This is a genomic window from Streptomyces sp. YGL11-2 (genome assembly GCF_050054615.1).
Lineage (GTDB): Bacteria > Actinomycetota > Actinomycetes > Streptomycetales > Streptomycetaceae > Streptomyces.
The window spans coordinates 52913-64920 of record NZ_JBNHIN010000003.1 but is presented as its reverse complement, the minus strand read 5'-3'; the positions used below and the strand labels follow the sequence as shown (position 1 = coordinate 64920).

The window sequence follows — 12008 nt, the reverse complement described above, 5'->3', positions numbered from 1 at the left end:
GGCCCCCTCCCCCGCGCCCGCACTCCGGGTCCAGTGCGCCAGGGCGCGTACCCGCGCCGCGGCGTCGGCGAGCCGCTCCTCCGGCAGTTCGCCGTCGCGCACCGCCCGTACGAGGGCGTCGCGCAGCCGCAGCACGGTGTCCTCGTCGGCCAGTCCGCCGCCCACGCAGATCGCGTCGGCGCCGGCCGCGACGGCCAGGACGCTGCCGCGTTCGATGCCGTAGGTGGCGGAGATGGCGCGCATCTCCATGCCGTCGGTGACGATCAGGCCGTCGAAGCCGAGGCCGCCGTCGGTGGCGGGGGCACGCAGCAGGCCGTGCAGGGCGGCCGGGCTGAGCGTGGCCGGGTGCTCGGCGTCCAGGGCGGGCAGCAGGATGTGCGCGCTCATCACGGCCCGGGTGCCGGCGGCGATCGCGGCGCGGAACGGCACCAGTTCGCGTTCCCGAAGGGTGTCCAGGTCGGCGGCGATGCGCGGCAGGTCGTGGTGCGAGTCGACGGCGGTGTCGCCGTGGCCGGGGAAGTGCTTGGTGCAGGCGGCGACGCCGGCGGACTGCAGGCCCTCGACGTAGGCGGCGGTGTGCCGGGCGACGCGCAGCGGGTCGGCGCCGAAGGAGCGGACGCCGATGACGGGGTTTGCGGGGTTGGAGTTGACGTCGGCGGAGGGGGCCCAGTTGAGGTTGATGCCGCAGTCGGCCAGCCGGCGGCCGAGTTCGCGGGCGACGTCGCGGGTCAGCGCGGTGTCGTCGACGGCGCCGAGCGCGAGGTTGCCGGGGAAGGAGGAGCCGCCGCGCACTTCGAGGCGGGTGACGTCGCCGCCCTCCTCGTCGACGGCGACCAGCAGGTCCTGGCGGATGCCCCGCAACTGGCCGGTGAGTGCGGCGAGTTGCTCGGGGCTGTGCACATTGCGTCCGAAGAGGCCGACGGACACCAGGCCCTCGTCGAGGCGGCGCAGCACCCAGTCGGGGGCGGTGGTGCCGGTGAAGCCGGGCTGCAGGACGGCGAGGGCGTCCCGGGTGAGGGTGTCGGCGGAACGGATGAGGGTGGCCATGGTTATCCCTTCACTGCGCCGGAGGTGAGACCGCCGACCGCCTTACGTTGCAGGATCAGGAAGAGGATCAGGATCGGGATGGCGAAGAGCGTGGCGGCGGCCATGGTGGCGCCCCAGTCGTTGCCGAACTGGGTCTGGAACTGGGAGAGCCACAGCGGCAGGGTGCCGGCGCCGGGCTCCTTGTTGAGTACGAGCACGAGCGGGAACTCGTTCCAGGCGGTGATGAAGCCGAAGAGGGAGGTGGCCATCAGGCCGGGTGCCAGCAGCGGGAGGACGACCCTGGCGAACGCCTGCCGGCGTGAGCAGCCGTCGACCATCGCGGACTCCTCCAGCTCCTTGGGGACCGCGGCGACATAGCCGCGCAGTGTGAGGAGGGTGAAGGGCAGCACCATCAGCATGTAGAAGAAGGTGAGCGGCAGCAGGCTGTTGAGCAGGTCCGCGTCCCGGACGATCAGGTAGATCGAGATCACCATGACCTCCCAGGGTGCCATCTGGGCGACCATGAAGGTCAGCAGGATTCCCTTGCGGCCCTTGAAGCGCATCCGCGCGACGGCGAACGCGCCGCAGAGCGCGATCAGCAGTGAGAGCCCGACGGCGAGCACGGTCACGATGACGGAATTCCCGGCCAGCCGCCAGAAGTTCGGGGCGTTCACCGCCGTCGCGAAGTGCTCGACGGTGCCGTGGAGCGGGAACCACACGGGGTCCTTGCTGATGATGTCCTGGGTCGGCTTGAAGGCCGTGCCGAACATCCAGTACACGGGGAAGACGAAGCCGAGCGCGAGGACGACCGCCGTCGCGTTGGGCCAGATCCGGCCGGCGAGCGAGCGCCTCACAGCGCGTCCTCCTCTTGCCTGAGCGTCAGGCGCAGGTAGTAGGCGGTCATGACGACCAGTACGGCGATGGTCAGCAGCGAGATCGCGGCGCCCATCCCGAAGTGGAGGTTGCCGACGCCCTCGGTGAAGGCGTAGATCGGCAGCGTCTCGGTGAGCCGGTTCGGGCCGCCCTGGTTGATGGCGAAGATCTGCGGAAACGCCTTGAAGACCCAGATGACTTCGAGGAACGTCGTGGCGAGGAAGAAGGGCTTGAGGAAGGGGAAGGTGACGGAGGTGAAGACCTTCCAGGTGCCGGCGCCGTCCATCCGGGCCGCTTCGTAGAGCTCCCTGGGGATGGTCGTGGTGGCGGCGTAGAGGTTGAGGGCCACGAAGGGCAGCGACTGCCAGACGATCAGGACGGTGATGACGAAGAAGGTGGACAGCTGGGTGCCGACCCAGTCGTAGCCGGCCATGGAGTGCCAGCCGAGCCTGTCCAGGACCCAGTTGACGACGCCGTAGCGGGAGTCGAAGAGCCACTGGAAGACGGTGGTGGCGGCGATCACCGGCATCGCCCAGGCCAGCACCAGCGCGACGGACAGCACCAGCCGCATCTTCTTGCCGAGCCGGGCGAGCAGCAGCCCGATCAGCGTGCCGAGCACCATGATCAGTACGACGTTGGCGCCGGTGAAGACGACGGTGCGCAGGGTGACCCGCCAGAACTGCGAGCTGCCCAGGATTTCCTGGTAGTTGCCGATGCCGCGCCAGTCGGTGAGGTGCTGGATCAGCTCCTTCATGTTGAGGTTCTGGAAGGAGAGCACCAGGTTGCGGACCATCGGCCAGCCGAGGAAGACCGCGGTCGCCAGCAGGGCCGGGAGCAGCAGGAGGTAGGGCGCGCCGCGGGCTGCCCGGCCGCGCCGCACGGGCGGCGGGCCCTCCTTGCCGGTCCGCGGCGCGGTCCTGCCCGCCGCGCCGTCGAGCTGCACTGCCATGAGCGTGTGGTCCCCTCGTTGCCGTGGATGCGGCGGTCGTTCCCGTGGAAGCGGCGGTCGTCCCGTGGAAGCGGCGGTGCGTACGGGCGCGGGCGCGGAAGGCCGTCCGGCCCGTACGCGGCCGGTGGGCGGCTACTGCTTGGCGAGCCGCGCGTTGATCTCGGACTCGATGTCCCTGGCGGCGTCCGCCGGGGCCTTACCGCCGAGGACGGCGGTCATGTAGTCCTTGATCGGGTTCGGCACGTTCTCGACCGCGGCCCACTGGGGGATCAGCGGGGTGGTGCCGCCGGACTTCGCCGCGGCGGGTGCGGCAGCCGCGGCGGCCGGGTTCTCCTTGGCGGCGCCGGCCAGGGCCGGTGACTTGGGCGTCCAGCCAGCTTCCCTGACCATCTGCGCGTCGTTGTCCTTGGAGAGGGCGACCTTGAGGAACTGCTTGGCGAGTTCCTGGTTCTTGCCCATTCCGGCGACCGCGAAGTTGGAACCGCCGAGGAATACGCCCTCGGGCTTGGCGGCGGTCTCCCCCGGGATGGTGAAGAACCCGATGTCGTCCTTGATCTTCGGGTTGGTCTTGACGGCCTCGGCGGCCTCGTATCCCATGGCGATGATGGCGCCGGTCTTCCCCTTGGCGAAGACCTCGGCCTGCTGCGGAGTGGCCTCGTCCTTGTTCTTCGGGGCGGTGCTGAACGCCTGGTACTGCTTGTAGATGTCCATGGCCTTGGCGACCTTGGGGTCACCGAGGTTGGACACCCATTTACCGCCCGCCTGCTTCACCAGGTCGGCGCCGGTGCCGATGGTCAGGCCGTCGAAGAAGTACCAGTTCTGGCCCGGGAGATAGAGCGGTTCGGCATCGGTCTTGCTCTTGATGGCATCGAACGCCTTGAAGAGTTCGGCGCGCGTGGTGGGCAGCGACGTGATCCCGGCCTGGGCCCAGATCTTCTTGTTGTACATCACCACGCGGTTGCCGGCGTACCACGGCAGCGCGTACTGCTTCCCGTCCACCATCGCTGCCTTGTTGAAGGCGTCGCTCCAGTCCGCGCCGATTTCCTTCTTCAGATCGCCGAGGTCGGCCAGTGCGCCGGCCTTGGCATAGGCGGCGGTCTGGGTGTTGCCGATCTCCACGACGTCCGGCGGGGTGTCCTCGGAAAGGGCGGTGCTCAGTTTCTGCTGAATGCCGTTCCACTGCTGGACCTTGAATGCGACGGTGGCGCCGGTCTTCTTCGCGAATTGCTCGGAGACCTGTTTGGTCCACTGCGCCGGATTGGAACCGTCCATCACCCAAACGGTCAACTTCCGGCCCTTGAAGCCGTCCGCGCTGTTGCCGCCGCTCGACCCACAGGCAGCGATGCTCATCAGCATTCCCGCGACCGCCGTCGCCGCTATGAGTCCACGCTTCATTGCGTTCTCCCCCTCAAGGACGGGTGTGGTCTTTAATGGTTTAGACCAGTGCTCGCAGCTTGGCCTAGACCTTTTGGGGTGTCAAGGGTGTATAAGAGTCGCTGTCAGGTCCGTTACCGGACCGACATCTGCCGGGCCGGGAGCCGCGCGGGAACAGCCGCATCCCACCCGTGCCACGATGTGAGCCGCTACGTACGGAGGAGCCGGTGACGGCAGCACGACAGGAGTCGGAGAGGCGGGTCATGGAGACCGACGCGGGCAGTGCCGAGAACGGCGGCGGCGCGACGCGCACCGCCCGGGTGCCCAAGTACTACCGCCTCAAGCGGCACTTGCTGGAGATCACCGAGACCCTGCCGCCCGGCACCCCGGTCCCGCCCGAGCGCACCCTCGCCGCGGAGTTCGACACCTCCCGCACCACGGTCCGCCAGGCCCTCCAGGAACTGGTCGTCGAGGGCCGCCTGGAGCGCATCCAGGGCAAGGGCACCTTCGTCGCCAAGCCCAAGGTCTCCCAGGCGCTGCAACTGACCTCCTACACGGAGGACATGCGCGCCCAGGGCCTGGAGCCGACCTCCCAGCTGCTGGACATCGGCTATGTCACCGCCGACGACCGGCTGTCCGGGCTCCTCGACATCGCCGCCGGGGGCCGGGTGCTGCGCATCGAGCGGCTGCGGCTGGCCAGCGGCGAGCCGATGGCCATCGAGACCACCCATCTGTCCGCCCGGCGGTTCCCGGCGCTGCGCCGCAACCTCGTCAAGTACACCTCCCTGTACACCGCGCTCGCCGAGGTCTACGACGTCCGGCTCGCGGAGGCCGAGGAGACCATCGAGACCTCGCTCGCCACCCCGCGCGAGGCCGGCCTCCTGGGCACCGACGTCGGCCTGCCGATGCTGATGCTCTCCCGGCACTCCCTCGACGCCCAGGGCCGGCCGGTGGAATGGGTGCGCTCGGTCTACCGCGGCGACCGCTACAAGTTCGTGGCCCGGCTCCAGCGCCCGGCGGACTGAGCCGCGGACGCCCCGCCCGCGCGGCACCGGCCCGTGCGCGCGGGCGCGCCCCGGCACGCTCCCGCGGACGCGCCCCGGCACCTGTCCGATCCGAACACGCCGCCCCCCGGGCTCGTCCACCCGCCCCCGGCCGCGCCGACGGCCGCCCCACCCGACGCACCGACGCCATACCGATATGCGGACAGCTAGTGACGCGCGCCACGTCACTGGCTTAAATTCATGCCGATTACACAGGAGTTCGCCAGGGACGGAGCCACGGGCATGACAGAGAACGCCGATTCACCGGACCGCAGACCGGTCGTCACCCCCGCACGCGTGGTGGCCGGATTGTGCCTGCTCGCTCCGTTCGTCGCGATGCTGTGGGTGAGTTCGTACGCCAGGATCGAGCCGACGCTCATCGGGATCCCGTTCTTCTACTGGTACCAGATGGCGTGGGTGCTGATCTCGACCGCGCTCACCACGATCGCCTACAAGCTCGTCCAGCGTGAGCAGCGCGCCCGCAAGGGCGGTGCGGACCAGTGACGTTCGCCTCCACCACCTCCACGGACCTCGCCGGCGCGCAGCTCGCCGCCGCCACCAAGGGCGTCAACGGCGTCACGCTGGCCGTCTTCGTCTTCTTCTTCCTGGCCGTCACGGTCATGGGCTTCCTCGCCGCCCGCTGGCGACAGGCCGAGCAGTCCGCCAACCTCGACGAATGGGGCCTGGGCGGACGCAGCTTCGGCACCTGGATCACCTGGTTCCTGCTCGGCGGCGACCTCTACACCGCGTACACGTTCGTGGCCGTCCCGGCGGCGATCTACGCGGCGGGCGCGTCCGGGTTCTTCGCCGTCCCGTACACCATCCTGGTCTACCCGCTGATCTTCACCTTCCTGCCCCGCCTGTGGTCGGTCTCGCACAAGCACGGGTACGTCACCACCTCGGACTTCGTGCGCGGGCGGTTCGGCTCCAAGGGGCTGTCGCTGGCCGTGGCACTCACCGGCATCCTCGCCACGATGCCGTACATCGCGCTCCAACTGGTCGGCATCCAGGCCGTTCTGGACGTGATGGGTGTCGGCGGCGGGGAGCACACCAACGGGTTCGTCAAGGACCTGCCGTTGCTGATCGCGTTCGCCGTGCTGGCCGCGTACACCTACTCCTCGGGCCTGCGGGCGCCCGCGCTGATCGCGTTCGTCAAGGACGGGCTGATCTACCTCGTCATCGGGGTGGCGATCGTCTACATCCCGGTCAAACTGGGCGGGTTCGACGCCATCTTCCACGCGGCGGGCAAGGCTCTGGCCCATACCGGACCGACCGGCAAGCCACGCGGTGAACTGACCAGCGGCCCCAACGCCCAGTGGGCGTACGCCACTCTAGCGCTCGGCTCGGCGCTGGCGCTGTTCATGTACCCGCACTCGATCACCGCGACGCTGTCCTCGCGCAGCCGCAACGTGATCCGCCGCAACACCACGATCCTGCCCCTGTACTCACTCATGCTGGGGCTGCTGGCGCTGCTCGGCTTCATGGCGGTCAAGGCCGGTACGGACATCAAGGGCAACCCGCAGCTGGCGATCCCGCAGCTCTTCGCGGACATGTTCCCCAGCTGGTTCGCCGGGGTCGCCTTCGCCGCGATCGGCATCGGCGCGCTGGTGCCCGCGGCGATCATGTCGATCGCCGCCGCCAACCTCTTCACCCGCAACGTCTACAAGGACTTCCTGCGGCCCGGCGCCACGCCCGAGCAGGAGCACAAGGTCGCCAAGCTGGTCTCCCTCCTGGTCAAGGTCGGCGCGCTGGTCTTCGTCCTCACGATGGACAAGACCGTGGCGATCAACTTCCAGCTGCTGGGCGGCATCTGGGTCCTGCAGACCATGCCGGCGCTGGTGGGCGGCCTCTTCACCCGGTGGTTCCACCGCTGGGCCCTGCTGGCCGGCTGGGCGGTCGGCATGCTCTACGGCACCCTCGCCGCGTACGGGGTGGCCAGCCCGACCCAGAAGCACTTCGGCGGCTCCAGCGCGGAGATCCCCGGCATCGGCCAGATCGGCTACATCGGCCTGACCGCCTTCGCCCTGAACGTGGTGGTGGCGGTCGTCCTGACGTTCGTCCTACGGGCCTTCAAGGCCCCCGAGGGCACCGACGAGACCTCCCCCGACGACTACACCGCCGACCTCGGCGACAAGGGCGTCACGGCCGACCTGCCGCCGGCGACGGCGGGGGCGGGGGCGGGGCACTGACGGTCTCAACCACGGCGGAGGGCCGTCGCGTTCCCGCGGGAATGCGACGGCCTTCCGCTACGCGGGGCACGCAGCCAGAGGGTCCCGTCCTTCAGCGGCCGGGGGCCGACGTCAATACCCCCTCCCCGCAACCTCGTTGCTCCCGCCACACTGATCCCCATGGACATCACGATCAGGCCCGTGCGACAGACGGAGTTCGCGACGGTCGGGGAACTGGTGGCGAAGGTGTATCTGGCCGATGGGCTGCTGACCTTCGGGGAGCACGATCCGTACGCCGCGAAACTGCGGGACGTGGCGCACCGCGCGGAGCAGGCCGAGGTGCTGGTGGCTGCCGGGGCGGGCGGGGCGGTGCTCGGGGCGGTGACCTTCGCCGCGTACGGGAGTCCGTACGCGGAGCTGGCAGGGCCCGGGGAGGGTGAGTTCCGGATGCTGGCGGTGGGGCGCGAGGGGCGCGGGCGCGGGGTCGGGGAGGCGCTGGTGCGGGCGTGTCTGGCGCGGGCGCGGGAGTTGGGACTGCGCGGGATGGTGCTGTCGAGCCAGCAGCATCTGCTCCCGGCTCACCGGCTGTACCGGCGGCTGGGATTCGCGCGAGTGGCGGAGCGGGACTGGGAGCCGATACCCGGAATCGCGCTCTGGGCGTTCGCCCGTGAGCTGCCCTGAGGGCCGTTCCCGGGGTGCGCAGCGCGGTCCGGCCGTTCGCACACCTATGGGGATGGTATGGGCAGCGACACAAGATGTGGGGGTGCGTGCGGGGAGCAGCACAAGATGTATGCTCGTCCTCGCTGTCGCCGCAGGGGAATCCGGTGCGAATCCGGAACTGTCCCGCAACGGTATGCGTGCGCACCACCGGTCGTTCCGTACGGCCCGGTCGTGCGTCCCTGAGTCCGAGGACCTGCCGACGGCACGCCCGCACCGCCATCGGTGCGGCGTCGACACGTCCGGGCCCCGAGGGTTGGGCCGATGGACGCCGTGCGGCCTGCCCGCGCGCCCCTGACCGTCACGGGGTGCCGCCTGCCCGCGTGCGCCCGTCGCGCCGCCGCTCTCCTGGCCCCCGCCGAGTGAGGGAGAGCATCACGTGACCATCGCGCCAACGGAACCCGCGTCAGCCGCCGGGGTCGTGCAACCCGCGGCGGCCACGCCTCCCCCCGGCTCGGACGGGCCGGGCACCGCGCTGCTGCGCGCCCTGACCGAGCTGACCGCGGATCTGCCCGAGACCGACCCGGGCAAGGTGGCCGCCGCCGCGCTGCGCGGGCGGCACCCGGGCTCCGACGAGGCCGAGTTGCGGTCGCTGGCGATCGACGCCGCGGCGGGTCTGATCGGCGACGAGCCGCAGTACTCCAAGCTCGCCGCGCGGCTGCTCACCCGCGCCATCGCCGAGGAGGCGGCCGGCCAGGGCGCGGTCTCCTTCTCCGCCTCCGTGGCGACCGGTCACCGGGAGGGGCTGATCGCGGACGGGACCGCGGAGTTCGTGCGCACGCACGCCGAGCGGCTGGACGCGCTGGTGCACGGTGCCCTGGCGGACGGTGCCGACGACCGTTTCGGGTACTTCGGGCTGCGGACGCTGCACTCGCGCTATCTGCTGCGCCACCCCACCACCCGGCAGGTCGTCGAGACCCCGCAGCACTTCCTGCTGCGGGTGGCCTGCGGCCTGGCCGAGGACGACTCGGCGCGGGCGCTCGCGGACGTCGCCGAGCTGTACCGGCTGACCAGCACGCTGTCCTACCTCCCCTCCTCCCCCACGCTGTTCAACTCCGGTACGCGGCACCCGCAGATGTCCTCGTGCTATCTGCTGGACTCGCCGCTGGACGAGCTGGACTCGATCTACGACCGCTACCACCAGGTGGCGCGGCTCTCCAAGCACGCGGGCGGCATCGGCCTCTCGTACTCCCGCATCCGCGCCCGCGGTTCACTGATCCGCGGCACCAACGGGCACTCCAACGGCATCGTGCCGTTCCTGCGCACCCTGGACGCCTCGGTGGCGGCGGTCAATCAGGGCGGCCGGCGCAAGGGCGCGGCCTGCGTCTACCTGGAGACCTGGCACGCCGACATCGAGGAGTTCCTGGAGCTGCGCGACAACACGGGCGAGGAGGCCCGGCGCACCCACAACCTCAACATCGCGCACTGGATCCCCGACGAGTTCATGCGCCGGGTCGAGGCGGACGCCGACTGGTCGCTGTTCTCGCCGGCCGACGTGCCGGAGCTGGTCGACCTGTGGGGCGCGGAGTTCGACGCCGCGTACCGGGCGGCGGAGACCGCGGGCAAGGCCCTCAAGCAGATCCCCGCCCGGGTGCTGTACTCCCGCATGATGCGGACGCTGGCGCAGACCGGCAACGGCTGGATGACGTTCAAGGACGCCGCCAACCGCACCGCCAACCAGACCGCCGAGCCGGGCAACGTCGTGCACTCCTCCAACCTCTGCACGGAGATCCTGGAGGTGACCGACGACGGGGAGACCGCGGTCTGCAACCTGGGGTCGGTCAACCTCGCGGCGCATCTCGGCGAGGACGGCCGGATGGACTGGCAGCGGCTGGACGCCACCGTCCGTACGGCCGTCACCTTCCTCGACCGGGTGGTGGACATCAACTTCTACCCGACCGGGCAGGCCGCCGCCTCCAACTCCCGCTGGCGCCCGGTCGGTCTGGGCCTGATGGGTCTGCAGGACGTCTTCTTCCGGCTGCGGCTGCCGTTCGACTCCGCCGAGGCGCGGGAGCTGTCGACCCGTATTTCCGAGCGGATCATGCTCGCCGCCTACGAGGCGTCCGCCGACCTCGCCGACCGGCACGGCCCGCACCCGGCCTGGTCCGCGACCCGTACGGCCCGCGGTGTGCTGCACCCGGACCACTACCCGAACGCCGAGCCCCGCTGGGCGGACCGCTGGGCCGCCCTGCGCACCCGCGTCGCCGCGACCGGGATGCGCAACTCCCTGCTGCTGGCGATCGCGCCGACCGCCACCATCGCCTCCATCGCCGGTGTGTACGAGTGCATCGAGCCGCAGGTCTCCAACCTCTTCAAGCGCGAGACGCTGTCGGGTGAGTTCCTCCAGGTCAACACGTATCTGGTCGAGGAGCTCAAGGCCCTGGGCCTGTGGGACGCGCGGACCCGGGACGCGCTGCGGGACGCCAACGGCTCCGTACAGGACGTGAGCCGGATCCCCGAGGACGTCCGGCACCGCTACCGCACCGCGTGGGAGATCCCGCAGCGCGCGCTGATCGACATGGCCGCGGACCGTACGCCCTATCTGGACCAGAGCCAGTCGCTGAACCTCTTCATGGCGTCGCCGACCATCGGCAAGCTCAGCTCGATGTACGCCTACGCCTGGAAGCGCGGCATCAAGACGACCTACTACCTGCGCTCGCGGCCGGCGACCCGGATCGCCCGCGCGGCGTCAGGCGCCAATGTCACGGTCGCCCGCGCCGCGACCGTCCCCGCGCAACTGCCGGTGACCGACCCCGAGGCGGTCGCCTGCTCCCTGGAAAACCCCGAGTCCTGCGAGGCATGCCAGTAATGTCCACCCCGACCACCTACAAGAACCTGCTCGACCCGGGCTTCGAACTGACCCTGCGCCCCATGCGGTACCCGGACTTCTACGACCGCTACCGGGACGCGATCAAGAACACCTGGACCGTCGAGGAGGTCGACCTCCACTCCGACGTCGCCGACCTCGCCAAGCTGTCCCCCGGCGAGCAGCACATGATCGGCCGGCTGGTCGCGTTCTTCGCCACCGGTGACTCGATCGTCGCCAACAACCTGGTGCTGACCCTCTACAAGCACATCAACTCCCCCGAGGCTCGGCTCTACTTGAGCCGTCAGCTCTTCGAGGAGGCGGTGCACGTCCAGTTCTACCTGACGCTGCTGGACACCTACCTCCCCGACCCGGACGACCGCGCCGCGGCCTTCGCGGCCGTGGAGAACATCCCGTCCATCCGGGAGAAGGCGCAGTTCTGCTTCCGGTGGATGGACCACGTCGAGCAGATGGATCGGCTGGAGACCAAGGCCGACCGCCGCCGCTTCCTGCTCAACCTGATCTGCTTCGCCGCCTGCATCGAGGGGCTGTTCTTCTACGGCGCGTTCGCGTACGTCTACTGGTTCCGGTCCCGCGGTCTGCTGCACGGGCTGGCCACCGGCACCAACTGGGTCTTCCGCGACGAGTCGATGCACATGGAGTTCGCCTTCTCGGTGGTGGACACGGTCCGCGAGGAGGAGCCGGACCTCTTCGACGACGCGCTCCGGCAGCAGGTCACCGACATGCTCAAGGAGGCCGTGGAGGCGGAGCTCCAGTTCGGCCGGGACCTGTGCGGCGACGGACTGCCCGGGATGAACACCGAGTCGATGCGCGAGTACCTGCAGTGCGTCGCCGACCAGCGGCTGCAGCGGCTGGGCTTCCCGCCGGTCTACGGCTCGGAGAACCCGTTCTCCTTCATGGAACTCCAGAACGTCCAGGAGCTGACCAACTTCTTCGAGCGGCGGGCCTCGGCCTACCAGGTCGCCGTCGAGGGCTCGGTCTCGTTCGACGACGAGTTCTGACCGGACGCGTCCGCGCACCTCTCCGCGCCC

At 70.0% G+C, this 12008-nt stretch carries 9 protein-coding genes, 1 pseudogene and 1 riboswitch; of the genes and pseudogenes, 6 read left to right on the top strand and 4 right to left on the bottom strand.

All coding sequences use genetic code 11. The features are described 5' to 3' along the window. From ACO1BR_RS04910 to ACO1BR_RS04895, 4 genes and pseudogenes are all read right to left on the bottom strand, one after another. A pseudogene (locus tag ACO1BR_RS04910) lies at positions 1-1047 on the bottom strand (glycoside hydrolase family 3 protein); the annotation flags it as partial. Between the two features lie 2 nt (positions 1048-1049). Next, a complete protein-coding gene (locus ACO1BR_RS04905; RefSeq protein WP_426793769.1) occupies positions 1050-1880 on the bottom strand; it encodes a carbohydrate ABC transporter permease in 831 nt (276 codons plus the stop codon). Next, positions 1877-2848, bottom strand: coding sequence for a carbohydrate ABC transporter permease (locus ACO1BR_RS04900; RefSeq protein ID WP_426793768.1), 972 nt, complete (start codon positions 2846-2848; stop codon positions 1877-1879). The genes ACO1BR_RS04905 and ACO1BR_RS04900 overlap by 4 nt, the downstream gene beginning before the upstream one ends. A 132-nt stretch (positions 2849-2980) precedes the next feature. Next, on the bottom strand, positions 2981-4243 hold the full coding sequence (locus ACO1BR_RS04895) for an extracellular solute-binding protein (protein WP_426793767.1): 1263 nt from the start codon (positions 4241-4243) through the stop codon (positions 2981-2983). Positions 4244-4485: 242 nt separating this feature from the next. Here ACO1BR_RS04895 and ACO1BR_RS04890 point away from each other — a divergent pair, with 242 nt between their 5' ends. From ACO1BR_RS04890 to ACO1BR_RS04865, 6 genes are all read left to right on the top strand, one after another. After that, positions 4486-5247, top strand: a complete 762-nt coding sequence (locus ACO1BR_RS04890; RefSeq protein ID WP_426793999.1) for a GntR family transcriptional regulator — start codon at positions 4486-4488, stop codon at positions 5245-5247. Between the two features lie 261 nt (positions 5248-5508). Further along, positions 5509-5769, top strand: coding sequence for a DUF3311 domain-containing protein (locus ACO1BR_RS04885; RefSeq protein ID WP_426793766.1), 261 nt, complete (start codon positions 5509-5511; stop codon positions 5767-5769). A 77-nt stretch (positions 5770-5846) separates the two neighbouring features. Beyond that, positions 5847-7454 carry a monocarboxylate uptake permease MctP gene (gene mctP / locus ACO1BR_RS04880; RefSeq protein WP_426793998.1) on the top strand — a complete coding sequence of 536 codons (1608 nt, stop codon included), beginning with the start codon at positions 5847-5849 and terminating at the stop codon, positions 7452-7454. A 159-nt stretch (positions 7455-7613) separates the two neighbouring features. After that, the gene (locus tag ACO1BR_RS04875) at positions 7614-8114 is read left to right on the top strand and encodes a GNAT family N-acetyltransferase (protein WP_426793765.1); all 501 of its coding nucleotides are present in this window, start codon (positions 7614-7616) and stop codon (positions 8112-8114) included. 103 nt (positions 8115-8217) lie between these two features. Next, positions 8218-8368, top strand: a riboswitch (cobalamin riboswitch). Positions 8369-8529: 161 nt separating this feature from the next. Further along, positions 8530-10959 carry a ribonucleoside-diphosphate reductase subunit alpha gene (locus ACO1BR_RS04870; RefSeq protein ID WP_426793764.1) on the top strand — a complete coding sequence of 810 codons (2430 nt, stop codon included), beginning with the start codon at positions 8530-8532 and terminating at the stop codon, positions 10957-10959. After that, the gene (locus ACO1BR_RS04865) at positions 10950-11978 is read left to right on the top strand and encodes a ribonucleotide-diphosphate reductase subunit beta (protein WP_426793763.1); all 1029 of its coding nucleotides are present in this window, start codon (positions 10950-10952) and stop codon (positions 11976-11978) included. The genes ACO1BR_RS04870 and ACO1BR_RS04865 overlap by 10 nt, the downstream gene beginning before the upstream one ends. Positions 11979-12008: the final 30 nt, after the last annotated feature.